23 protein-coding genes and 1 riboswitch are annotated in these 22,285 nt (G+C 58.1%); of the genes, 10 read left to right on the forward strand and 13 right to left on the reverse strand.

The window, feature by feature from the left end; translation table 11 throughout:
* Positions 1-119: 119 nt before the first annotated feature.
* The 7 genes from BUB60_RS14525 to BUB60_RS14555 all read right to left on the reverse strand — a co-directional run bounded on the left by BUB60_RS14525 (position 120) and on the right by BUB60_RS14555 (position 9,179).
* Entirely contained in the window at positions 120-1,112 is a 993-nt protein-coding gene (locus tag BUB60_RS14525; protein ID WP_073080482.1) for an SDR family NAD(P)-dependent oxidoreductase, read from the reverse strand.
* Positions 1,113-1,478: 366 nt separating this feature from the next.
* Positions 1,479-1,862 (reverse strand): VOC family protein, encoded by a 384-nt coding sequence (locus BUB60_RS14530; RefSeq protein WP_073080484.1) that lies wholly within the window; start codon positions 1,860-1,862, stop codon positions 1,479-1,481.
* 310 nt (positions 1,863-2,172) lie between these two features.
* Positions 2,173-4,416, reverse strand: coding sequence for an S-layer homology domain-containing protein (locus tag BUB60_RS14535; protein ID WP_073080487.1), 2,244 nt, complete (start codon positions 4,414-4,416; stop codon positions 2,173-2,175).
* A 12-nt stretch (positions 4,417-4,428) separates the two neighbouring features.
* Entirely contained in the window at positions 4,429-5,625 is a 1,197-nt protein-coding gene (locus tag BUB60_RS14540; RefSeq protein WP_073080489.1) for an ABC transporter permease, read from the reverse strand.
* On the reverse strand, positions 5,622-6,329 hold the full coding sequence (locus tag BUB60_RS14545; protein WP_073080491.1) for an ABC transporter ATP-binding protein: 708 nt from the start codon (positions 6,327-6,329) through the stop codon (positions 5,622-5,624). The genes BUB60_RS14540 and BUB60_RS14545 overlap by 4 nt, the downstream gene beginning before the upstream one ends.
* A 1-nt stretch (position 6,330) precedes the next feature.
* The gene (locus BUB60_RS14550) at positions 6,331-8,040 is read right to left on the reverse strand and encodes an efflux RND transporter periplasmic adaptor subunit (protein WP_073080492.1); all 1,710 of its coding nucleotides are present in this window, start codon (positions 8,038-8,040) and stop codon (positions 6,331-6,333) included.
* A 497-nt stretch (positions 8,041-8,537) separates the two neighbouring features.
* Positions 8,538-9,179 carry a GyrI-like domain-containing protein gene (locus BUB60_RS14555; RefSeq protein WP_073080494.1) on the reverse strand — a complete coding sequence of 214 codons (642 nt, stop codon included), beginning with the start codon at positions 9,177-9,179 and terminating at the stop codon, positions 8,538-8,540.
* Positions 9,180-9,439: 260 nt separating this feature from the next.
* Between BUB60_RS14555 and BUB60_RS14560 the strand changes: the two genes are divergently transcribed.
* The 4 genes from BUB60_RS14560 (at position 9,440) to crcB (ending at position 12,150) form a co-directional block, all read left to right on the forward strand.
* Complete coding sequence (locus tag BUB60_RS14560) at positions 9,440-10,237, forward strand: motility protein A (RefSeq protein ID WP_073080497.1); 798 nt, start codon at positions 9,440-9,442, stop codon at positions 10,235-10,237.
* A gap of 25 nt (positions 10,238-10,262) precedes the next feature.
* On the forward strand, positions 10,263-11,147 hold the full coding sequence (locus BUB60_RS14565; RefSeq protein ID WP_073080499.1) for an OmpA/MotB family protein: 885 nt from the start codon (positions 10,263-10,265) through the stop codon (positions 11,145-11,147).
* Positions 11,148-11,229: 82 nt separating this feature from the next.
* Positions 11,230-11,288: riboswitch (Fluoride riboswitch) on the forward strand.
* 53 nt (positions 11,289-11,341) lie between these two features.
* Positions 11,342-11,791, forward strand: coding sequence for a fluoride efflux transporter FluC (locus tag BUB60_RS14570; RefSeq protein ID WP_073080501.1), 450 nt, complete (start codon positions 11,342-11,344; stop codon positions 11,789-11,791).
* A complete protein-coding gene (gene crcB, locus BUB60_RS14575) occupies positions 11,788-12,150 on the forward strand; it encodes a fluoride efflux transporter CrcB (protein WP_073080504.1) in 363 nt (120 codons plus the stop codon). Before BUB60_RS14570 ends, crcB begins: the two co-directional genes overlap by 4 nt.
* A 287-nt stretch (positions 12,151-12,437) precedes the next feature.
* Here the strand turns inward: crcB and BUB60_RS14580 are convergent, their stop codons facing one another.
* Both BUB60_RS14580 and BUB60_RS14585 read right to left on the reverse strand, forming a co-directional pair.
* On the reverse strand, positions 12,438-13,289 hold the full coding sequence (locus BUB60_RS14580) for a formate/nitrite transporter family protein (RefSeq protein ID WP_073080506.1): 852 nt from the start codon (positions 13,287-13,289) through the stop codon (positions 12,438-12,440).
* A 365-nt stretch (positions 13,290-13,654) separates the two neighbouring features.
* Positions 13,655-14,431 carry a helix-turn-helix transcriptional regulator gene (locus BUB60_RS14585; protein ID WP_073080507.1) on the reverse strand — a complete coding sequence of 259 codons (777 nt, stop codon included), beginning with the start codon at positions 14,429-14,431 and terminating at the stop codon, positions 13,655-13,657.
* Positions 14,432-14,728: 297 nt separating this feature from the next.
* Between BUB60_RS14585 and BUB60_RS14590 the strand changes: the two genes are divergently transcribed.
* The 3 genes from BUB60_RS14590 to BUB60_RS14600 are packed head-to-tail and all read left to right on the forward strand — an operon-like array spanning position 14,729 to position 17,883.
* The gene (locus tag BUB60_RS14590) at positions 14,729-15,871 is read left to right on the forward strand and encodes an acyl-CoA dehydrogenase family protein (protein WP_073080508.1); all 1,143 of its coding nucleotides are present in this window, start codon (positions 14,729-14,731) and stop codon (positions 15,869-15,871) included.
* A gap of 22 nt (positions 15,872-15,893) precedes the next feature.
* Positions 15,894-16,685 (forward strand): electron transfer flavoprotein subunit beta, encoded by a 792-nt coding sequence (gene etfB / locus BUB60_RS14595; RefSeq protein WP_073080509.1) that lies wholly within the window; start codon positions 15,894-15,896, stop codon positions 16,683-16,685.
* A 19-nt stretch (positions 16,686-16,704) separates the two neighbouring features.
* On the forward strand, positions 16,705-17,883 hold the full coding sequence (locus BUB60_RS14600; RefSeq protein WP_073080511.1) for an electron transfer flavoprotein subunit alpha: 1,179 nt from the start codon (positions 16,705-16,707) through the stop codon (positions 17,881-17,883).
* Positions 17,884-17,947: 64 nt separating this feature from the next.
* Here BUB60_RS14600 and BUB60_RS14605 read toward each other — a convergent pair whose 3' ends face one another.
* The 4 genes from BUB60_RS14605 to ybaK form a co-directional block, all read right to left on the reverse strand.
* The gene (locus tag BUB60_RS14605) at positions 17,948-18,634 is read right to left on the reverse strand and encodes an HD domain-containing protein (protein WP_073080513.1); all 687 of its coding nucleotides are present in this window, start codon (positions 18,632-18,634) and stop codon (positions 17,948-17,950) included.
* 129 nt (positions 18,635-18,763) lie between these two features.
* Positions 18,764-19,441: a DinB family protein gene (locus tag BUB60_RS14610; protein WP_073080515.1), complete on the reverse strand. Its 678-nt coding sequence runs from the start codon at positions 19,439-19,441 to the stop codon at positions 18,764-18,766.
* Positions 19,442-19,474: 33 nt separating this feature from the next.
* Positions 19,475-20,230: a YlmH/Sll1252 family protein gene (locus BUB60_RS14615; protein ID WP_073080517.1), complete on the reverse strand. Its 756-nt coding sequence runs from the start codon at positions 20,228-20,230 to the stop codon at positions 19,475-19,477.
* 38 nt (positions 20,231-20,268) lie between these two features.
* Positions 20,269-20,757, reverse strand: a complete 489-nt coding sequence (ybaK, locus tag BUB60_RS14620) for a Cys-tRNA(Pro) deacylase (RefSeq protein ID WP_073080519.1) — start codon at positions 20,755-20,757, stop codon at positions 20,269-20,271.
* 177 nt (positions 20,758-20,934) lie between these two features.
* Between ybaK and BUB60_RS14625 the strand changes: the two genes are divergently transcribed.
* The 3 genes from BUB60_RS14625 to BUB60_RS14635 are packed head-to-tail and all read left to right on the forward strand — an operon-like array spanning position 20,935 to position 22,264.
* Positions 20,935-21,168 carry a DUF1653 domain-containing protein gene (locus BUB60_RS14625; RefSeq protein WP_073080522.1) on the forward strand — a complete coding sequence of 78 codons (234 nt, stop codon included), beginning with the start codon at positions 20,935-20,937 and terminating at the stop codon, positions 21,166-21,168.
* A gap of 8 nt (positions 21,169-21,176) precedes the next feature.
* Positions 21,177-21,695, forward strand: coding sequence for a M48 family metallopeptidase (locus BUB60_RS14630; protein WP_073080525.1), 519 nt, complete (start codon positions 21,177-21,179; stop codon positions 21,693-21,695).
* 44 nt (positions 21,696-21,739) lie between these two features.
* Positions 21,740-22,264, forward strand: coding sequence for a DUF421 domain-containing protein (locus BUB60_RS14635; protein ID WP_073080651.1), 525 nt, complete (start codon positions 21,740-21,742; stop codon positions 22,262-22,264).
* Positions 22,265-22,285: the final 21 nt, after the last annotated feature.

Raw genomic sequence — 22,285 nt, forward strand, 5'->3', positions numbered from 1 at the left:
GGGAATCCGGCGCACGTTTCAAGCGTTTGGCTGCCCTGCGTATAAAATTGCGGCGCCGCAAGCAAGGGAGTCCCCCGCTTGCGGCGCCGCGAACGCGTGCCGATGACACACAAAAGCGATCAGTCTTTCTGATTGATATTCTTGTAATCCTTGAATAAGGTCGTGGGCGCCGTCTCGATGACCTTGTCCACCGTCCAGCCGTCGGCGTTGAACATCGTGGCCTCAAAGGCGGGGTTGGCCCATCTGCCGATGAAGCCGCCCATGGTCATGAACACGGAGCCCGTCACATGCGCGGCCGCGTCGGAGGCGAGATACGCGATGAAGGGCGCAAAGGGCTCCGGCGGCTGCGTATCGTCGTACTTCAAAAACGGCTTGCCTGATTTTGTCGCGTGCTCGTCCGCTTCAACGACCTTGTCGAACAGCTCCATGTCGATGGAGGCGCGCGTTTTAGCCGCGGGCGCGAAGACGTTGCAGGTGATGTTGTTTTCGGCCAGCTCCGTGGCCAAGCCCCACGTCATGCCCACGACCCCGGCGTTTGCCGCGCAGTATTCGCACTGGCGCAGGTCGCCGCCTGTCCAGGCGGGGGAGGCGCAGTTGATGATGCGGCCCCAGCCCTTTTTCTTCATGTAGGGCACGGCGTGGTGGATGATGTTGAAAAAGCCCTTCGGCTTGACTGTTGTCACCCTATCCCAGAGCTCCTCGGTGATTTTTTCAACCGGGGCAAAGCCGAAAGCGCCGGCCACGTTGACGATGATATCGATCGAGCCGTATGTGTCAACAGTGAAGTCCACCATCTTTTTCGCCATATTGAAATCGGAAAGATCGCCGAAAAAGGCGGTGGCCTCCCCGCCGGCGGCTCTGATGGCGGCGGCCGTCGTCTCGGCGTCGCCGGAATACTTTTCGATCTCCTTGTTGTACCAGTCCAGCTGCTCGGGCGTCAGGCGCGCAAGCCTTGCCTCGTCCAGCTGATTGGTGACGTTTACCTTAACCGGGCTCCTGTTGTTGGTGATGACCTTCGCGCCCTCGGCCGCCAGCGCCAGGGCGATGGCCCGCCCGATGCCCTGTCCGGAGCCCGTGACCAGCGCCACTTTGCCGCTCAAATGATTGCCCATGATACCTATACCTCCAAATTTTACTTGCCTTGTTTGTTAACTACTATATAAAAATCGGCGCCGATATTCAAGTACTACGTGAAAACAAATGGGCAAAATGCGCATTAATTTGTAAAAAAAGAGACCGTACGATACCCTTTTTATCGGATTACGCCACAGGGTTAATTCCATATCCCTGCGGCACAGTCCACCGAATGCCGCAGGGCCTTGCCGGGCAACAAGCCGCGCCGGCAAGCGCGGCGGGAGCAAGCCCCCGCCCTACGTCCTGTAATTGCAGAAGTCAGCCTGACATATTATGCAGATTCTGTGTCAGGCTGATTAATTTATGAATTTGTCATCTTCGTGCTATGCTTATTGGGGAAATTGTTATTTTTGTTTCATTCCAAACGCAATCCATCGTCCATCTATATCTTCTAACACAAATTCCCGATTATTATAATCTGTTTTATGGAGTGGACGCACAATTTTAGCACCGTTACTTTCAAACTCATTCTGCAACGCTTCTTGATTATCCGTAATAAAATATGCATCTTCCCCATAGCCGTAAAGTTCTCTATTCGGGAATACTTTTTTACTATTTGCCTGTGTCAGTACTATTTCCGTGCTGTCCCGGTAAAGGCATATGTGGGGTTCTTTTACGTCTAAATACCTAACAATTCTAAACCCCATAATTTCGTTATAATACTTGGCGGTTTCTTCGATATTCGGCGTAGGAAATACTGCAAGCAATGAGTAAAGATGTTTTTCCATAATTACTTTTCCTCCCTGTAAAAGCGCATTTGTATAAATGCCCAACGCGCAATAATTCAACGGCGCCTCCGTAGCCGGGACGACCCGGCCCGCCGTCGGTTCTCCTTCGTGGCGCTACAGGCGCGTCTGTGAAGCCGCGCTCTATGCGGCTACGCGACGTATTTGTACCCGTAGGGGCCGCCGCCTTCGGCGGCCCGTTCCCCGTTGCGCGCCGCGCAATCACTCGCCCCAACGCAAAGCCTCACGATATGCCGCGAGGACGGCCGTCGGCCGTCCTCAGCGGATATGTGGCGCACCCCTATATATTTATTTATTCAACAATGACCATGCGGATTTTGCCGCCCTCGGCCGCGGCGCGGTCGTAATAGACCGTCAGCGTTGCCGAGAACGCCCGGGCATCGGTCAGCGATTCAAACCAGGTCTTCCCCATGCTGTTGTAGCATTCGACGTTGGCCGCCACCGGGAATTCCGCGCCGTTCACCGTCAGGTACGTGACGTCGTTTCTCGTATAGAACGCGGAACGGGACACGTTTTTTATCGCCGTCAGCGTCACGATATTCACCACCGCTGCGCCGTCAGCGCTGAACGCGACGCCGCCGGGCGCGCCGTTGGTGATGGCAAGACCGGTCACCACAGCCGCCGTTCCCGTCTTGTTGTCGCTGTTCGTGACGGAAACCGTACGGTTTGTTGCGTCGAACCCACCAGATGATTCCGTGGTTGTATCAGCCTTGAGGATGCCGTACGTATACCTGTCTCCGGTCACATCGTCAAGCAGCAGCGTATCGACGCGGCTTGTGGCGTCTGTGCCGGCGTACAGTATCTTCGAGGCGCTGATGGTCGTCTGCACGAGGTCATTCAGCGAAATCTGCGCGACCGGACCCGTGCCGACCCGCTCGTACACCTTGACAGCCGGGCTGAGGGCCACGGCGCCGACGGTTTTTTTCGTCAGGTCGAGGCTGCCCGCGACGCCGGAGCTGTACATCCTGCTCATCGATATTTTACCGGCGCCGGCGGAGAATACCGTGACAAGCTCGCCGCTGAGCTGCGCGGCGGCGCTGTCGGCCATCGACGGGTCCCCCGACAGGACAAGGCCGTTAAAGAGCTTGACGGAGGCGCTGGACCCGGTGGCGCCGGACTGGACGACGCCGACGGCCGTGGAGCCCGAGACGCCGCTGGTCACGGCGCCGGCCACCTGCAGGTCGCTCGTGAACAAAAGCGTGATGGTCTGGCCGAGCTTATAGCCGGCCAGGGTGGCGGCGGCGGACGGCAGCACCGGGAACTCATGCCCCATCAGCGTGAGCTTCGACGGGGATGACAGGCTGGGCCAGGCGTTTTCATAGCAGCCGGAGAGCCTGAAATCCGAAACATACAGGATTTTTGCCGAGGCGTCATACGTGGCCACGTCATAAGGCCGGATGTCGGACGACGAGGCCGGGGCGCCATTCCTGATGACCGTATAGCCCGTATCGCCGCCGGTCAGCGCGCCGACGGAGCCGGTCGAGCCGACAACGACGGCCGATTCTGTTTTAGACGTGTTGATATAGACCCCGTCGATCTTGCCGTCGGCGGAATAATAGAGCGTCACATGCATACCGGCGGCGATGTCCATAAACGCCTTGACGTAGGTGGTGACCTCCGTGGCCGTGTACGCGGCCGCCGTGGCGGGGATGGTGTACGTGGCGCCGGACATATCCTTCAGCCAGCCGGCGTCCACGGTCTGCACCGTCACGTCCTGCTGCCTGTTTGACTCGGGCAGGAACGTGAGGAGCCTGCCGAGGCTGTCCTTCAAAAGCGTCCCGCGCAGGCCGAGGATCGCCGGCGGGAGGACGCCGTTTGCCGTTTTGAGGATGCCGTCCGACGTCCGGACGGCGCCGGCGGACCCGTCCTGCGCCGAAACATTCAGCTGCATGATGACGGCGTCGGGCGTGGCTGTGCCCAGCGTTGAGATATAGCTCCCGGCGCCCTTGACATTCGTGCCGAGCAGGTTGGCGAACAGGTGCGCGGCCTGGGCGCGCGTCATGGAGCTGCCCGGGGACGACACGCCGATGCCTTCCAGAAGGCCCGCGTCCTTCGCCAGGGTGATGTAGCCGTCCGGCCAGAGCATGCCGGCGTCGGCGTCGGCATACCCGAGCACGCGCATCAGGATGGTGATCGCCTGCGCCACCGTGACAGGATCGTCGGGCCGGAACGTCCCGTCGCTGTTGCCGAGGATGATCTTCTTATCGCCTGAGACGGCGAGGTTGATATACCCGGCCGCCCAGTAGCCCGCGCGGACGTCGGGGAAAATGGTGCGGCTTCTGTAGATGGACTCCTCGTCCCCGCGCCCCATGACGGTGACGGCCATTTTGCAGAACGCCGCCCGCGTCAGCGTGCCGTTCGGCATAAAGTTGCCGTTGTCGTCGCCGCTCACGACGCCGAGCATCTGGAGGACGGCCACGTCCCGCAAAAGGGCGGGGTCGGTGATATCCGGAAATGACGCCGATTTTGCGCCAGCGCTGATGCACAGCGCGAACAGCAGGACGAGCGCCATGACGGCGGCAGTAAATTTCTTCATATCTTCACTCCTTTATTCTGCGCGCAGCGCGACCACAGGCTGCAGCCCGGAGGCCTTGACAGCCGGGTACATGCCGAAGCTGATGCCGAGGATTACCGAAAACGCGAAAGCACCGATCGTCATGGGGGCGCTGGGCAGCAGCACAATGTTGAGAATGAGCTTTCCGGCCACCAGCGTACCGAGATACCCCAGGATAATGCCGAAGATGCCGCCCGTACCGCAAATGACGCCGGCCTCGATGAGAAACTGGATGAGGATCGACTTTCTGGCGCCGCCGATCGCCTTTCGGATGCCGATCTCGCGGGTGCGCTCGCGCACTGTGACGAGCATGATGTTCATGATGCCGATGCCGCCCACCAGAAGCGAAATTCCGGCGATGCCGCCCAGCACCAGGCTCATCATCTTGTTCTGCTCGTCGTTTTGCTGCATCCAGGTGTTGTCCGTGTAGACGTTGAAATATCCGTCCTTATCGCTGATCCGGCCCGACAGGAAACCGGTCAGGCGCGTGATGGCCTCGGTGGTGGCTTCGGCGCTTTTGGCCTTGACGGTGAATTCGCCCATCATGCTCGTCTTGGTGAGGATTCGACTCATGGAATAGGGCACCACGGCCATGTAGTCCATAAACCAGTTCTGTTCCGAGCCCTTGGCCTCGTAGACGCCGATCACCTCGAACTTCTGCCCGCCGATCTGTATCTTCTCGCCGATGGGGTCCTTGTAGTCGAACAGGAATTCCTTCAGCTTCGCGCCGATGACGACGACCTGATTGTAATTCTTGACGTCGAGCCAGCAGAGGTCCCGGCCTTCCTGAAGCTTATAGTTATTGCACATGGAGTAAAGATCGCTCCCCAGATAGACGGGGGGCATGCCGTACTGCTGGTTCTGGTCCGTCGACTTGGTCATGTATTTGACGGGGCCGCCGAAGCTGCTGCTGGGCGTGACTCCCAGGACGAGATTCTTGAGGCCCAGACAATAGTCGTAGAGGTCCTGCGTCACGTCCTCCCCGTTGAATTTATAGACGTAAACGGAGATTTTGTTTGTCCCCATGCTCTCGTAATACTCTTTCATTTCCTTGTTCTGGCCCTGGACGATCGAAACCATGATCACGACGGCGGCCACGCCGATGATGATGCCCAGCATCGTCAGAAACGACCGGACCTTGTTGGAGAAGATGGACTTGAACGCCATCTTGAAGCTCTGCCGGATGTTCATGGCGCGGTCACCTCCCTGCAGACATCCTCGACGATCACGCCGTCGGATATCCGGATGATGCGGCGTGAGGATTCGGCGATGTCGGAATTATGGGTGATCAGGATAACGGTGGTCCCCTCCCTGTTCAGGCCTTTCAAAATTTCCAGGACATGCTCGCCCGTTTTCGTGTCCAGCGCGCCGGTCGGCTCGTCCGCCATAATGATCGGCGGGTGCGTGGAAATGGCCCGGGCGATGGCCACGCGCTGCTGCTGGCCGCCCGACATTTCCGACGGCTTGTGGTGCACGCGCTCGCCGAGGCCGACGCGCTCCAGCGCCTCCAGCGTCATCTCCCGGCGCTGGGAGGCCCCGACCCCCTGGTAAATGAGCGGCAGCTCCACGTTTTCATAGGCGTTCAGCGCCTCGATCAGGTTGAAGCCCTGAAAGATAAAGCCGACTTCCCTGTTGCGTATTTTGGACAGCTCGTTGTCCGTGAGCTCGCCGACATCCTGGCTGTCCAGCAGATATGTACCGTAGGTGGGAATGTCCAGGCAGCCGAGGATGTTCATCAGCGTCGACTTCCCGGAGCCGGAAGCGCCGATGATGCTGACAAACTCCCCTCTCTCCACGGTCAGCGACACGCCGTTCAGCGCGCGCACCTCGTTTTCATAGCCCTCGTTATAAATTTTAAAGACGTCCTTCAAATCGATCAGATTCACGCCGACCATCCTAACCCCTGGCAATGGCGATGCTGGTGCCGCCATTCATCATACTGGAGTTGCCGTTGTCGGTCATAAACTGGGTGAAGATAACCGCCCCCTCCTCAACGCCGCTTATGATCTCGGCGGAGCTGTTGTCCGACAGGCCGACCGTGACGGGCACGGCATAGAAGCCTTCGGGCACTTCGATCCCCAGCGTGGAGGTGTCGAGGGCGTTGTCCGGCTTCTGATCCGCCTGGATAAACAGGCAGGCGCCGCTCTCCGTGTATCTGACCGCCTGTACCGGCACCATCAGCGTATTGTCCGACTGGGAGGCAACGAGGCTGTAATCCACATACATGCCGGTGAGCAGCCGCCCGTCCATATTGTCGACCCTGACGATCGCCGGGAAAAACGAGACGCCGTTTTCAAATTTGCCCTCCAGGCTCACCGACTCCACGATGCCGGTAAACGACTCCTGCCCGTTCTTGCTCCACTGGTTGATCATCACGGGCATGCCGGTCTTGACATAGGACACGTTGATCTCGTCGATCTGCGCCTCCACGGTCATGATGGACGTGTCGGCAATGCTGATGGCCACACGCCCGGACTCCACCTTCTCGCCGGGCACCAGAGAACAGGACAGCACCGTGCCGCTCATGGGTGATACGGCGTTGAAGTTTTTCAGGTTATCCTGCGCCTTCTGCAGCGCGTCCTGCGCGCTTTTCAGCTGGTTTTCAAGGGAGGCGACCTGGTCGTCGTTGTCCTCGGCGTCCATTCTCAAAAGCGTCTCGCCGGCGCTCACCTGGTCGTAGTCCAGCAGATGCACAAGGTTGGCGTCCCCGCCGGCCTTGGTGACGATATCGCTGGAGCGGTTCCATTCGAGCTTGCCCGCCTCGTAGGGGTAAATCGTCTCGCCGTTCGCGCCGGCCAGCGTGGCCGAAGCGCCCATATCGGCGGTGAGCGCGCCGGGGTTGTCCACCGTGATGACGACCTGGAAGAGCTTTGAGCCCTCGGCGGTCACCTTCTTGACATAATTGATCTCCGAAACGGTGCCGTTCAGCTGATTCATCGTGGACGGCACGGACACGGCGGCCGTCTGGCCCTTTTTGATGTCGTTTTGGTAGGCGTAGCTGAAATAAAGCACGAGCTTCATTTTGCTGTCGTCCACCAGGGTGGCGATTTTCGTGCCGGAAGCGACGGCGTCGCCGACCTTGATTTTCGTCGTATCGATGAGCGTCCCCGAAAAGTCGGCCGTTACCGTGAGATACTGATAGGCGTTGTTCAGACCTTTCAGCTGCTTTTGATAGTTGTCGACGGTTTTCTGCGCGGTGTCCACCGCCGCCAGGGCCTCCGTGCTGTCGATGGAATAAAGCGGATCGCCCTCCATGACCATGTCGCCGTCCTTGACGTAGACATCCAGCACCGTGCCGCCGGAGGACAGCGTGATCGTCGCCGAGTCCTTCGCTTTCGTCACGCCGCTGCCGGTAACGGTGCTCTGTATGGAGCCCCGCATGACGGTATCCGTCATGACCTTATTTTCCGTCTTATCCTTGTGGAAAAGCGCGTACATGCCAAAGGCGACGCCGCCCAGCACGACCAGGATAACGGCGACGGTTATGATAACCTTTACTGCTTTTTTCTTTTTTCTGCGCTTCTTTTTCGGCGGTTCCGCCGCCGGCTTCGGCGCTTCGGCGGCCGGTTTCTCCTCGAGAACCGCCGCGCTTGTCTGTTCGTCCATTTATCTTCCTCCCCAGGTAATAACACTTATTTAGTAATTGACGAATTTTAAGGAAAAATGTTCCTTTATTTCGGTCCGGCGAAGTGCCCAAAAAATATTATAGAGCTTGTGCCATTATGAATAAACCTGTTTCAGGCAACAATGAGTTACAATCCGGTAATAATTGGGTACTTGTTGTAAAATATGGGTGAAAAATGTAGAAACTTGCCTTTTATCAAACTCAGGTTTTGTCGAATCTCCGTATGGGGCGATGCCCACGCCCCGTCGGTCCTTACTGTTGCGGAGGCGGCTGGCGAAATACTTGCCGGCGCGTCACAGGAATCCCTCATCCGGCGCTGCGCGCCGCCTTCCCCTGGGGAAGGCCTGGATTCCCGCCTTCGCGGGAATGACAACGCGGCGGACTGGGCGCAACCCCATCCCGGGTCATCGGGATACAGGCAAAAGGGCGCCCCGCCAAAAACGGGGGGCGCCTTTGCATGCATTTAAATTAAATATAATCATTCCGCCGGTTTTACCGGATGGCGGATCACCGTTTTGAGCTTGGCGGGGTCTGTTTTCCTGGGGTCGCCGAGATATATCTCGTGATGGCGGCGCGTCTCGGAAAAGTCGGGGGCAAGGCCGCCGGCGCGCATAAACGCGTCCATCCGCGCCACCGTGGCGGGCTCGGCGTCGTAAGGCCCGACGTGCATGCACTGGACGCAAAGCCCTTCCTCGTATCGGGAGAGCCTGGCGCCGCCGGTGTTGAGCGCCGGCTTTTTCCCGGCGGTTTCCAGGACAGCCCGCTCAAAGACCTCCGGTGTCACGAACCCGGGCTGCCGGATCATGGCGGTCCAGCAAAAATGCTCCTTGGCGCCGAATCGGAACGCCCCGCCGTCGTCATACCACCAGAGCCCCTCCAGGGGCGGCACCACATACTCAAAATATCCCGCCGGCGCACGGCCTCCCAGCTTGCTCATCTTGATCGCGTAGGTCAGCGCATACAGCAGCTCGACGGCTTTTGAATATTCCCCGTCCGGCGCGTTGGGGTCGCCCCGGCCGTCGACCATGATAAACGTCATCTCCGGTACGGTGACCGCTGACGGCGACGTCCCGGGCATATAAAGCGCCTTGTCCGCTTTCTTAAAGTCGAGCTTGTCCATATCTTTATCTCCTTCCATTTATCCGGTTCTCATATATTGTAAGAATTATCACATTTTGCACGGCGTTATGCAAGCCCAAAATATGCGTTCCCTATTGGAAACACGGCCCGGCGCGGCACTGAAAAATATGGGAACGCCGGGGCGGCCGGCAAAAAAATATTGGAAGCTTTTCTTTTTTCTATTCATTTTATTCAAAAAGTTTCGATAACTAAATATGATTGATTCTTCATTTCTCAAGATCATATTTGGGAGAGCATCACATGAACATTTTCTTGCTTATCGGTTTATTAATCGGCTTTGGCGGTGTTATCTACGGCTATGTGGGAGACGAGGGCGTTCTTTCCGCTCTGATCAGGCCGACGGCTGCCAGCATCGTTTTCGGCGGCACCTTTGGATTTTTGCTGATGTCGTTCCCGCTCTCTTATCTGAAACAGATCCCCAAGGCGCTCAAGATGATTTTCTTCCGGAAGAAGAAAAATTACGGCCAGGTCATCGACCTGCTGTACAATCTGGCCAACGTCGCGCGGCGCGACGGCATCCTGGCGATGGAAGCCGAGGCGGAAAAGGTATCCGACCCGTTCATTAAAAAAGGCCTGCTTTACGTCGCCGACGGCGTGGAACCCGAATTTCTGAAAGAAGTCCTCGAAAACGAAATCGAGGCGAAATCGAATGAATATGAGCACGCTGCCAAATGTCTGGAAGGCGCGGGCGGCGTGGCACCGGCCATGGGCGTGCTGGGCACCGTCATGGGCATGGTCGGCATCCTGCGCGACATGGGCGGCGACACGGCCGAGCTCGGCCACAAGATCTCCACCGCGTTCATCGCCACGATGTACGGCGTCGGCTCGGCAAACCTTCTCTGGCTCCCGTTGGGCGGCCACGTCAAGAACTGTGCCCGGGAGGACGCCGAATACATGGAGCTCATCGTCACGGGTCTGCTCAGCATTCTTGAGGGCGAGTACCCCGCCAGGATGCGCGACAACCTGATTGCCGTCATCGGCGGGCTCGACGACAAAGGGCGGAGGCCCTCCTCGAGATCAGAGGAAAAAAGCGCGTAACGCCGTATCGTGATTGGAGTATCGTATGGCCAGGAAACCAAAAGAACCTGAAAAGGACAATACAGAGCGGTGGCTGCTGACTTACTCGGACCTGATGAACCTGCTGCTCATTCTGTTCATTATCTTCTATTCCATAAGCCAGGTCGACAAGGCAAAGGCCGAAAAGGTCGCCGCGGATATCCGGAGCGGCTTCGGATACGTTGAAAACGGGGGCACCGGCGCGCAGGACGGCGAAGGGTCCGGCCTGTACGGGGCCGATTTCACGCCGGACGGGACGGATACGTCGCCCGCCGGCAATTTGTCCGACATCAACACGGGCGACGGCACCAGCACCTACTGGACGCAGCAGCAGTGGAACGCTTTCAAAAATCTCTACAACGAGGTCATCCAGCTGCTCAGGCAAAACAACCTCGAGGACATGGTCGACGTGACGCTGGACGACACGGGCGTCGTCATTTCATTTAAGGACAACGTGCTCTTCAAAAGCGGCAGCGCGGACCTGGGGCCAAATTCCGTCTCACTGATCGACAGCATCGGCAGTCTTTTGAAAGACCTGGACTTCTCTTACATTCTGGTGGAGGGCCACACGGACACCGATCCGATACATACCTCGCGATACGCCGACAACATGGATTTGAGCACACAGCGGGCCGGCAATGTCTGGCGCGAGCTTGTCAAAATCGGGCTGCCGCCCACCAAGATGGCGTCGATCGGCTATGGCGAGTACAGGCCGGTCGCTGCCAACGACACGGTGGAAAACAAGGCGAAAAACAGGCGCGTCGTCATTACGATCATGCACAACCAGATCACGGGCCCCGACCAGATCGTCACAGGCTCCGCGGGCGCGGCCCCGCAGATCACCATCAATCCGTCGCCGGATATCGCCGCGGGCGCAGCCGCGGGGGGATAGTCGGCCTAGGGGCCCGGACTGCCGCGAAGGCTTCCTGCCGGTTTTTCATATTGCAAAGACATCCCGGGTATGTTAATATAAAAAAACGACAAGCGATGGAGTTCGCTTTAAATGCTTCTGGCTGATGACTCCTACAAACGGTAATTTATTGCGTTTGTAGGAGTATTTTTTATGCACGGAACAGGAACTTTAATATGAAAAAATATGTTTACATCGGCGCTTTCGGATTTCTTGGGGCAATCGCGCGGTTTGCCGTCAAGCAAATCGACTTCTCGGCCATTTTTCAGTATTTTCCTATCAACACATTCCTAATTAACATGCTCGGCAGCTTTTTGTTTTCGTTTATTGTCACCTTTGCCGCCGAGACCGGCAAGGTCGACCACAATCTGAGGCTTGGCCTCACCGCCGGTTTTCTGGGCACCTTTACGACCTTTGCCACGCTCTGCAGGGACGCCGTGACGCTTGTCCAGAGCGGCCGGACGGCGGAGATGCTCGTCTATATCGCCGCGTCCCTGGGCGGCGGCCTGCTGGCTGTATGGGGCGGCGCTGTGCTCGTCAGGTCCCGTGTGCTCAAGCTGCTGAAGGCACCGGACCTTTCGGACGGCAAGGCCCGCGATGAGACGACGGGAGATTCTGAACATTGACCAGATATTTGTTAGTCGGTGCCGCCGGTATCTGCGGCAGTCTGGTGCGTTACATTCTCGGGAAAGTGCTCGCCGATAAAACGCACCGTTCGTTTCCGTTTGGCACAATGCTCATCAATATTACCGGCGCCCTGCTGCTGGGTTTTGTGAACAGCGTGGGCTTGAGCGGCAATCTGCTGTGCCTGCTGGCGGACGGGTTTCTGGGCGCGTACACCACCTTCTCGACGTTTATGTACGAGGGCTTCTCCCTTTTTCACGATAAAAAGCGTCTCAACGCGGCGGTATATATCCTCGGCTCCGTGGCCCTCGGCGTCCTTTTCTATACGGCCGGCATGGCCGCGGCGCGGACCCTGCCGTAAATGCAAAGTACAAGCGAACTCCCGGAACAGGAGCCCGCTTCAGACTGTCGATAAAGCCCTCCGGGCTTTATCCGACAAAAGGCAACGTGCAGGCCACTCAGCCGTGGCCTACACGATAAGTGCCATTTCCGACGTACACGCCGCCGGAAATGACGGATTCCATCTTGTTCCCGCCGTGCGCGGCGGGAATTCTGCGAAGCTTTTTTGCTGCATATGAGTTTTTCGACAAGCTGAAGCGGGCTCCCTGAACAGGAGCCCGCTTGCCAGGCAATTTAATGGTTATTCTGTCATTTCCCGCCGGACGGCGCGCCGGACTTTTTATCGGCGCGGAGATAGACGAACCAGTAGATGAGCGCCACCAGGACCGCCCCGCCGGCGATATTGCCCAGCGTCACCGGGAGCTGGTTTTTGACAAAGAAAGCGCCCCAGGTGAGCGTATCGAGCCGGTCGCCCGGGAACGCTTTTGCCACGGCGTCGGTAAAGGCCCCGGTGCCGCTGGCGAAAAGCCCCGCCGAAATGTAGTACATATTGGCCACGCTGTGCTCCCATCCGTTGAGAACAAAGAACATAATCGGGAAGAAAAGCGCGATGATCTTGCCGCCGGCGTCCTTGGCCGCCAGCGACATCCACACGGCGATGCAGACCAGGAAGTTGCAGAGGATACCGCGGTAAAACGCGTCGAGGAAGGTCATGTTGACCTTTGCCACGGCCGTATGAATCGCCATCACGCCGGCCATGCCGTCGGGTACGATCTTTGCAAAGGTATGCCCGAAGACGACGAGCGCCGCGATCAAAACACTGCCGGCCAGGTTGCCGATATAGACGACCAGCCAGTTTTTAAGCATGCCGCCCCAGGTGGCCTGCTTCTCGAGGACGGAAATCAGGATCATCGTGTTGCCGGTAAAAAGCTCGCTGCCGGCGATGAGCACCATGGCCAGCCCTCCGGGGAAGACGACGGCGGCGGCGATCCTGGCGGCGGAGCCTGTGAGCGTGGCCGACGAAATCGTCGAGGTGGTGCCCGCCAGAGCAATGAACATGCCCGCCAGAACGCCGAGCCAGAACATCCTGCCGATGGAATACGTCGTTTTCGCCGCGCCGAGCGCAATGTAGTTCTGTGCGACTTCCTTGGGTGAATTCATTGCCGTCCCTCCCAAATGCCCGGACAAAAGCCCGGCAGTCTGCCGACCCGAACCGCCGTAAAACGCTTTTATTTATCATACCGCTCCGACGGATTGACGCGCAAGCGCCCGCTGAATTTATATAAAATTTTTCTGATTTTTGGATAATCGTTTAACGCAAGCGCCTTGTTTTATTTTTAACAAATTTCTCCGCGCTAAAGTATAAAAAGTTCGTTGAATATTCAAATATTTGCTCGTTGCAATATCCGCTGGTTTTCTATAGAATTAATAGATAGCGGCGGAAAATCGCCTGGGACGACAAAACGCGCGTTTTGGGCGGGCGCGGTTTTCATTATGGGCGCCGGCGATGCGGTTTTATGCATTTTTTATGCATCGTTGAACAGCCCGAAAAGCTGTGTCCTGTTGCGCACCTTCGTCTTGGAGTATATGTTTGACAGATGCTTCGACAGGGTGGCGTGGGTGATGTAAAGCTGCTGGCACATGTCCTCGCTGCTTTTGCTGCTGCAGACAAGAGCGACGATTTCCGTCTCCCTCTTTGTCAGCCCGTAGCGGGAAGCCGTTTTGGCGATCCGCTCGGGATGCGTCATATTCCCGCCGCGCCGCAGCTTCCCTTCGAGCAGGCTGTAGAGCTTGCGCTCCAGGGGGTCCTTCAGGGTGTTCATGATATAGATGTCGCGGGCGGAGAAATCCTCGTCGTTTTTATTGCGCATGAGGCCGATCACGGCCAGCGGACAATCCTTATAGACGATCGAGATGAAAAGGCCCCAGTAAACGTTTCTCTGCTGCCATATCTCGCGGTAGACCCTGGTCTTCTCCATTTTCGCCGGCGATATGATGTCCGACTGCCGGAAGACGATGCTGTAGGGCGCCATGATGAACTCGTTCCAGTGGGGGTAGTTGCCCTCGGTGAAAAAAGCATGATCGGAGCGGTCGTCCACCGTCTCGGTGGACACGGGATTGGTCAGAAGGACGCGCCCGTTCTCCCTGCCGGCCTGAAAGATGATGCCGGTTTGGAACGGAATGAGCGTCCTCATCTGCTGGAGTATCGTATCACAGGTTTCCGTGTAGGTCTCGCTGTAATTGATCCGCGAAACCATCTGCAGCAGAAACTGCCATTCATAATCAAACAGTGTCGAGCTCATTGAGAACATCCTTTCGCCGTAACCCCTGCTCCACCGTCTTCCGCCACGCCGCAAGTGCGGCCTGCCGCCGTGAAACATACTTATAATTATGTATCCGATGGCACCAATTTAGCATAAAACATGAACTTATTCAAGAAAAAGTATTAAACAAAATAATACAATATTTTTAGAGAACATTTATAATTGATATGTTCAAGTTGCTGCCAAAAGCCCTGTGCCGACTGTATATTTCGCATTAAAAAAGGGAACGGCTCGGCCTTAAACTACATATTTTTTTAAGCAATAGGAGGAAGAATAATGATTTTTTCTGAAAAGCATGAGCTTGTTCGGAAACTGGCCCGCGACTTCGCTGAGAAAGAGCTGACGAAAGACATTCTCGATCAGATCGAAGAAACAGGCGAATATCCGAAGGAGCTGCTTGAAAAGCTGGGCAAGGCAGGCTTTTTCGGTATCAAGACGCCGTTGAAATACGGCGGACAAGGTTCCGATATGCTGTCTTACGTCCTTGTCATGGAAGAGCTGGCCCGCGCCAGCGCGGTGACCACGATCTGGGTTTCGGCACCGAATTCCCTCGGCGGCGGCCCGCTGATGCTGGCCGGCACGCCCGAGCAGCTTGAAAAGTACCTGACCCCCGTGGCGACGGGTGAAAAAATCATGGCTTTCGGCCTGACCGAGCCCAACGCCGGTTCCGACGCCGGCGGCACGACGTCTACCGCTGTCCGCGACGGCGACTATTGGATTTTAAACGGCCGCAAAACCTTTATCACGACGGCTCCCGTGGCCGACTGGTGCATCATCTACGCCAAGACGGACCGCACCCAGAAGGGCTCCAGAGGCATCTCGGCCTTTATCATGGACATGAAGCTGCCCGGTGTTTCCGTCGGTAAGTCCGAGCACAAGATGGGCATCATCGGCTGTCCCACTTCCGATATCATCATGGAAGACGTCCGCGTACATAAAGACGATATGCTCGGCGAAGAGGGCAAAGGCTTCTCCAACGCGATGAAGACCCTCGACATCGGCCGTATCGGCGTGGCCTCCATGTCCATCGGCGTGGCCCAGGGCGCGCTGGACGAGTCCATCAGGTACGCCAAGGAGAGAAAACAGTTCGGCCGCCGTCTCGCCGATTTCCAGGCCATCAGCTTCATGATCGCCGACATGGCCACGAAGCTGCAGGCCGCCAAGGAGCTGGTTTACAGAGCCGCCCAGCTGAAGGATACAAACAGCCCCGAGGCCGGCACGGCCGCGTCCATGGCCAAGTACTACGCCACCGAGACCTGCAACGAGATCGCGGCCAAGGCCGTTCAGATCCACGGCGGCTACGGCTATATCAGGGAGTACAAGGTCGAGCGTATTTACCGCGACTGCCGCGTCTTCACCATCTTCGAAGGTACGTCTCAGGTCCAGCAGATGGTTATCGCCGGCAACCTGCTGAAGTAAGGAAAAGGAGATTGTTCGTCTTATGAAAATTATTGTCTGTGCAAAACAGGTTCCGGATACAAACGAGGTCAAGATCGACCCCGTCAAGGGCACGCTGATCCGTGACGGCGTTCCCTCCATCTTAAACCCCGACGACGCCAACGCGCTGGAAGCCGCGCTGGAGATCAAGGACAAATATCCCGATACGACGGTCACTATCGTCTCCATGGGCCCCCCGCAGGCAAACTACATGCTCAGAGAATGCCTTGCCATGGGCGCCGACGACGCATACCTCCTTTCCAGCCGCGCGTTCGGCGGAGCGGATACCTGCGCCACCTCCACCACGATTGCCGCCGGCATCCGCAAGATCGGCAAATATGACATCATCTTCGCCGGCCGCCAGGCCATCGACGGCGACACCGCCCAGGTCGGCCCGCAGACGGCGCAGCGCCTCGGCATCCCCTCCGTGACATATGTTCAGAAGATCCGTGAAATCAAAAAGGGCTCCGTCGTCGTCGAAAGAGCGCTTGAAGACGGCTATGAAGTCATCGAGGTCAAGACCCCCTGCCTCCTCACCGCCATCAAGGAGCTCAACGAGCCCCGCTACATGACGGTCGGCCAGATCGAAGAGGCTTATAAGAAGCCCATCGCCACCTGGAGCGAGGTCGACGTGAACCTTGCCCCCGAGGACTGCGGCCTGAAGGCCAGCCCGACGCAGGTGTTCAAGAGCTTCACGCCGCCCCCGAAGGGCAAGGGCGAGATGCTTCAGGGTACCGTACCCGAAATGGCGGCGGCGCTCATCGCCAAGCTGACCGAGAAGCACGTGATTAAATAAGGGAAGGGATGTGAGATAAATGGCTGTTAAAGTTATCGAAGAAAAATGCAAGGGCTGCCAGAAATGCGTTAAGGCATGTCCCTTTGATGCGATTACCATGCAGGAGAAGATCGCCGACATCGGCCCGGCCTGCACAAACTGCGGCACCTGCGTTGACGTTTGCCCGTTCGGAGCCATTGAAAAACTGGAGGAAGGCAAGAAGGGCGTCGACGTCACCCAGTATCACGACGTCTGGGTCTTCGCCGAGCAGCGCGAAGGCAAGCTCATGGGCGTCTCCGTCGAGCTGATGGGCGAAGGCAAAAAGCTGGCCAACGAAATCGGCTGCAAGCTCTGCGCCATCCTGTGCGGCGAGAACGTCGACAATCTTGTTGACGAGCTGTTTGAGTACGGCGCCGACAAGGTCTATTACGCGAACGATCCCGAGCTGAAGACCTACAACACCGATCCTTACACCAAGGTCGTCTACAAGGCGATTGTCAAATACAAGCCCGAGGTCGTTCTTCTCGGCGCCACGCATGTCGGCCGCGATCTGGGCCCCTGCCTGGCCGTGCATTGCGGTACCGGCCTCACCGCCGACTGCACAAAGCTCGACATCGATCCCACCGACAAGAAGCTCATGCAGACGCGTCCGGCCTTCGGCGGCAACCTCATGGCCACCATCCTCTGCCCGAACCACAGGCCGCAGATGTCCACCGTCCGTCCCGGCGTTATGGAGAAACCCAAGCGCGAGGCCGGCAAGAAGGGCGAGCTCATCAAGCTGAACGTGGAGTTCAAAGAGGGCGATATCCGCGCGAAGGTGCTTGAGGTCGTCAAGGGCCTCACCGAGAAGGTCTCCCTGACGGACGCCAAGGTCATTGTCTCCGGCGGCGCCGGACTCGGCAATCCCGAAGGCTTCAAGCTCATCAAGCAGCTGGCCGACCGCCTCGGCGGCGTGGTCGGTTCCTCCCGCGCGGCTGTTGACGCCGGCTGGATCGATCACTCCCATCAGGTCGGACAGACAGGTACGACCGTTAAGCCGGAGCTCTACATCGCCTGCGGCATCTCCGGTGCTATCCAGCACCTGGCCGGCATGCAGACCTCCAAGACGATCGTCGCCATCAACAAGAACGAGAACGCCCCCATCTTCGAAGTCGCCGACTACGGCATCGTGGGCGACCTCTACAAGGTCATCCCCGCCATCCTCGACGCCCTGGGCTGATTCGAACACAACATTAAAACAGCCGGTACGGAATCCCGTACCGGCTGCTTTTTAATATCCTTATTCATGGGCCAGCCTCCAAAACCTCCCGCAGCAAGCTTCTTCCCGGGTCGTAGGACGATTTGATTTCCGCCAGCATGCTGCGGTAGAAGTCGGCGGCAGATTTCTGCCGGGGTACCATGAGCGCCGCGGCGCGTTTTGTGTAGAACTTGCCGTAGAGCTTTTCGAGCTTGAATTTGTATTCCTGCAGGAAGGACGGGGCGCTGTCGGCGCTGCCGTCGGAGACGGTGCCGTCCGGGGCGAGGGTGTAGAGCGGCTCGGCCCTGTCGGCTCTGTACGAGATCGTCCTGGCGATGCCCAGCGTCCCGGTGGCGTCGATCTTGTCGGCGTCGTAGACGATCTTCGCCTCCAATGACTGGGGGAGCCGGTCGGTGCGGTAACGATGGGTCTCGATACAGGCTTTCACATGCTGGGCCGGCGCCTCCTCCCAGCCGTTGAACCTGAGAAAGTCGTAAGCCTTTTCTCCGCCGGCCAGCGCGTGATCCACCGCCGGGTCCAAAAACTGCTCTTCCCTGCCGATGTCGTGCAGCAGGCAGGCGGCGATCAGCACGTCGTAATCGACATGCTCTTCATACGAAGCGATATCGAGCGCCACGTACAGCACGCGGTAGATATGGTCCCTGTCGTGGGCGCTGTCCTTCATGCACAGGAGCATATAATCCTCGATATACCGGAATTGTTCGTCGGTCATAGCGGTCACCTCGAAAATAGGGTATGTATAGTTATACTATTGCGCCGCCCGCTTTAAAGTTCACGATCAATCCGGCCGACTGAGGCCGCCCTATTGTTATGGACGGCGCCCGGCGAAAACAAACTGCACTCACGCATTTTTACGGCGGATCGCGTTTTTCAGGGCGGCGCTGTCGTTCAGATGCCCGATCTGGTGCCGTGTGACCGGCATGAGGATGATGCCGGCGACGTCCTTTCTGCCCCAGAAATCCAAGAGCCATTCCGAATCGGGGTGCGCCGTCACGCCGCCTTCTCCGCGGATCTTCTCCAGTCCCTCCGGGCGGACCTTCCGTTTCATGTCGTCACAGGACAGGGCCTGAAGCACCTTTTGGGTGTTCTCCCCCACCGCCAGCCTGTACCGCTTTAAAGCCTCCATATCGATATTCCTGCTGAAATCGACGATCTCGTCGTCCGTCATGGCGTTGCCGGTGTCGGTCACCGCCGTGTTCAGGCGCGCCAGCCAGCTATGATTCAAAAGCTGATTGGCACAATCGATCAGGATATTCACCGTTAAATCCTCGATGCGCGTGATATGCCAGATATTCCAGGCGATGGTGACGTCCTTGGCCGTCGGCATTACGGCGATATCCGCGGGCGCCAGGCCGTCCCATACCGTGTCCATATACGTCGGCGCCGCGCCGTCCGCCGAAAAATGCACGGCGCGGTGCATCGACAGGAAAAGCGCTTGAGCCTCGTTATAAAATTCCGGCTTCCGGATGATCTCTCTCAGCCGTGCCTGCCTTTCGTTCCAATCCGGCGCGATATGCATGTGCTTTCCCTCCCCTGCCGCATCCGGCAAGCTTCAATAGACTCTCACGTCCACGAACAGCCGGCCCTTTTTCGTCTCTCTGCCGGCCCCGTCATAGACAAAACGGCCAAGGCCTCGGACGGAGACGATGTCGCCGGGGCCGGGCTCGTGGCTGGCGTTTTCCGTCAGGCGGCTGTTCACATGGACCTTGCCCTGGACAATGAGCGCCTGGCTTTCGCTCCGGGACAGCTTGTAGACGGCGGCGACGAGAGCGTCGAGCCGCTGGGAGGCGACGTTGACGCTGCGGGCCTCCGGCTCCCTGACGGCGATGTCCGGCAGCGCGTCAAGGACCTGGCAGCGGACCGAGGTGCGCTTCACCTGGCTGAATTCTCCGACGATAAAGCCGGAGATGGACTCCAGGCAGACGAGGCAGGCGCTGTTGTCCTGGAGGAGGATATCTCCCAGAACGCTCCGGCGCACGCCCAGCGCCATCAGCGCGCCAAGGAAATCCCGGTGGGTCAGCGCGTCGGCAAATTTCTGCGACAGCGGCGTGACGGCGATATAGCTTAACGGCGGGGCCTCCTCATAGCCGCACAGCGCCGCGTCGCCAAAGCGGGCGATTTGGCGCTCGGCGCCGTCATAGCCGCCCAGCAGCGTCAGCGGCGCCGCGCCGGCGTCGAATTTCATGCCGAGCAGCGCGTCCTGCTCGGCAAGCGTGAGAAATTCGGAGTAGGTGTAGCGCTGCTGCGAAAAGGCCCGGTGCGTAAGCTCCAGAAGGCGCTTTTTAAGAAGTTCTGTTTCGTCCTGCATTTTGTGCTTCTCTCATTTCAAATTTTAACTGCGTGGTGTCATATGGCCGCGCCGGCCGGTTCCGGCTCCGTCAAGTCCGCGAATTCCGCGCCGGTCAGCCCGGCGAGCAGCTTCGGGTCCAGCGCCACCTGGAATCCGACCTTCCCCGCGCTGACAAAGATCGCGTCAAACAGCGCCGCCGTTTCGTCGATCACCGTCCGGAATAATTTTTTCATTCCCACCGGCGAGCACCCGCCGTGGATGTAGCCCGTCAGCGGCAGCAGCTCCTTCTGTCTGATCATGGCCACAGACTTGACGCCGACGGCCTTCGCCGCCTTTTTCAGATCGAGGCTTTTATCGACCGGGATGACAAAAACATAGTAATTCCCCGTATTTGCAGCTGTTACCAGCGTTTTGAACACGCGTTCGGTCCTTTCGCCGAGCTGTAGGGCGACGGAAATCCCGTCCACCAGCGACGGGTCGTACGTGTGCGGTATATAGGGGATCTTCTTCTGGTCCAGAATGCGCATGACGTTTGTTTTTTCCATAACCGCTCCCAATGGCTTTTAATCGTTTCCTCGATATTATCATCCGGGGCGGCATCGGTCAAGGCGGCCGCAGAACTGCGTCTTTACTTCATGCCCAACCTTGTGCTACACTGTCTCCAATGCCGGGAATCCCGGTATAATACGTATCGAAAGGACGGCGGCAGCCGCAGAACGCATATGGAAGAAATCAGGCCGGGCCGCTGGCGCCACTTCAAGGGCAACGACTACGAGGTGCTGTATCTGGCGCGCCATTCGGAGACGCTGGAGCCGATGGTGGTGTACCGGGCGCTTTACGGCGAGGGCGGCGTCTGGGTCCGCCCGGCGTCGATGTGGCTCCAGGCGGTCACGCACCAGGGCGCCGTCGTCCGGCGCTTTACGTACGTCGAAGACGATGGCGGGAAGGTGACGTAAGTACGGCTATGACATACGAATATTCCGTCATTTATTCAAAGCGCAAGACCCTGGCGCTGGAGATCACCAAAGACCTGCGGATTCTTGTCCGGGCGCCGATGCGCACGCCGGGGCGGCGCATCGAGCAGATGCTCTCGGAGCACGCGGCGTGGATCGCGACGCATCTGGAACGCCAGCGCCAGCGCAACGCGGCCATGCCCGAGCTCACCGCGCAGGACGCGGCGCTATATAAAGAGCGCGCCAAAGCGGAGCTCCCGCCGAAGGTCGCCCATTACGCCGCGCTGATGGGGCTTTACCCCACAGGCATCACCATCACCGGGGCTGAGAAGCGGTTCGGCAGCTGCAGCCCGAAAAACCGCCTCTGCTTCTCCTGGCGCCTCATGCGCTATCCGGAGGCCGCCGTCGACTACGTGGTGGTCCACGAGCTGGCCCACATCCGGCATAAAAATCACGGCAAGGCGTTCCACGCGCTCATCGCGTCGGTGCTGCCCGACCATAAGGCACGGCAAAAGCTGCTGAAAGGCTGAGATGCGTACATAACCGGATGGGAGCATCTGAAGGGATGGGTATCATGAATTTTTTCAGCAACGGCTACGTGCAGATCGCGTTCAGCTCGGTTGTGGTCTACCTGTTTATCGTTATTGCCGTCCGCGTTTTCGGGAAAAAGGAATTCTCGCAGCTTTCCGTGGTGGACCTCGTCTTTATCCTGCTCATTTCCAACGCCGTCCAGAACGCGATGGTCGGCCCCAACACGACGCTGGCGGGCGGTCTCGTGGCCGCCGGCGCCCTGTTCGTGACGAATTTCGTCTTCAAGCAGGTCTTATACCGTTTTCCGAGGATCGGCCGCCTGCTTCAGGGCGAGGCGCTGATGCTCATCTACGAGGGCAGGCTCAACAAAAGAAACGTCACGCGGGCGCGCCTGACGATGGACGAGATCATGGAGGCGCTCCGGGAGCACGGCGTGTCCCGCGTTGAAGACGTCAACCTTGCCGTCCTGGAAATCGACGGCAACATCAGCGTCCTGTCGGACGACTACAAGACCAGGACGCGGCGCCAGCGGAAGTCGCGCCAGTCTCTGTCCCAAAATCAGGGGTAACCGCTCCGGAGGACGTGATCA

Source organism: Sporobacter termitidis DSM 10068 (genome assembly GCF_900130065.1).
Classification (GTDB): domain Bacteria; phylum Bacillota; class Clostridia; order Oscillospirales; family Oscillospiraceae; genus Sporobacter; species Sporobacter termitidis.

Bases quoted from the DNA above. Each gene is read 5' to 3' on its own strand.
- BUB60_RS14560 (WP_073080497.1), top strand. From the start codon at position 9,440: ATGAACATTTTCTTGCTTATCGGTTTATTAATCGGCTTTGGCGGTGTT.
- BUB60_RS14555 (WP_073080494.1), bottom strand. From the start codon at position 9,179: ATGGACAAGCTCGACTTTAAGAAAGCGGACAAGGCGCTTTATATGCCC.
- BUB60_RS14615 (WP_073080517.1), bottom strand. From the start codon at position 20,230: ATGCAGGACGAAACAGAACTTCTTAAAAAGCGCCTTCTGGAGCTTACG.
- BUB60_RS14545 (WP_073080491.1), bottom strand. From the start codon at position 6,329: ATGGTCGGCGTGAATCTGATCGATTTGAAGGACGTCTTTAAAATTTAT.
- BUB60_RS14625 (WP_073080522.1), top strand. From the start codon at position 20,935: ATGGAAGAAATCAGGCCGGGCCGCTGGCGCCACTTCAAGGGCAACGAC.
- BUB60_RS14585 (WP_073080507.1), bottom strand. From the start codon at position 14,431: ATGAGCTCGACACTGTTTGATTATGAATGGCAGTTTCTGCTGCAGATG.
- BUB60_RS14535 (WP_073080487.1), bottom strand. From the start codon at position 4,416: ATGAAGAAATTTACTGCCGCCGTCATGGCGCTCGTCCTGCTGTTCGCG.
- BUB60_RS14635 (WP_073080651.1), top strand. From the start codon at position 21,740: ATGAATTTTTTCAGCAACGGCTACGTGCAGATCGCGTTCAGCTCGGTT.
- BUB60_RS14550 (WP_073080492.1), bottom strand. From the start codon at position 8,040: ATGGACGAACAGACAAGCGCGGCGGTTCTCGAGGAGAAACCGGCCGCC.
- BUB60_RS14570 (WP_073080501.1), top strand. From the start codon at position 11,342: ATGAAAAAATATGTTTACATCGGCGCTTTCGGATTTCTTGGGGCAATC.
- ybaK (WP_073080519.1), bottom strand. From the start codon at position 20,757: ATGGAAAAAACAAACGTCATGCGCATTCTGGACCAGAAGAAGATCCCC.
- BUB60_RS14580 (WP_073080506.1), bottom strand. From the start codon at position 13,289: ATGAATTCACCCAAGGAAGTCGCACAGAACTACATTGCGCTCGGCGCG.
- BUB60_RS14605 (WP_073080513.1), bottom strand. From the start codon at position 18,634: ATGACCGACGAACAATTCCGGTATATCGAGGATTATATGCTCCTGTGC.
- BUB60_RS14610 (WP_073080515.1), bottom strand. From the start codon at position 19,441: ATGCATATCGCGCCGGATTGGAACGAAAGGCAGGCACGGCTGAGAGAG.
- BUB60_RS14565 (WP_073080499.1), top strand. From the start codon at position 10,263: ATGGCCAGGAAACCAAAAGAACCTGAAAAGGACAATACAGAGCGGTGG.
- BUB60_RS14540 (WP_073080489.1), bottom strand. From the start codon at position 5,625: ATGAACATCCGGCAGAGCTTCAAGATGGCGTTCAAGTCCATCTTCTCC.
- etfB (WP_073080509.1), top strand. From the start codon at position 15,894: ATGAAAATTATTGTCTGTGCAAAACAGGTTCCGGATACAAACGAGGTC.
- BUB60_RS14590 (WP_073080508.1), top strand. From the start codon at position 14,729: ATGATTTTTTCTGAAAAGCATGAGCTTGTTCGGAAACTGGCCCGCGAC.
- BUB60_RS14600 (WP_073080511.1), top strand. From the start codon at position 16,705: ATGGCTGTTAAAGTTATCGAAGAAAAATGCAAGGGCTGCCAGAAATGC.
- BUB60_RS14525 (WP_073080482.1), bottom strand. From the start codon at position 1,112: ATGGGCAATCATTTGAGCGGCAAAGTGGCGCTGGTCACGGGCTCCGGA.
- BUB60_RS14630 (WP_073080525.1), top strand. From the start codon at position 21,177: ATGACATACGAATATTCCGTCATTTATTCAAAGCGCAAGACCCTGGCG.
- BUB60_RS14530 (WP_073080484.1), bottom strand. From the start codon at position 1,862: ATGGAAAAACATCTTTACTCATTGCTTGCAGTATTTCCTACGCCGAAT.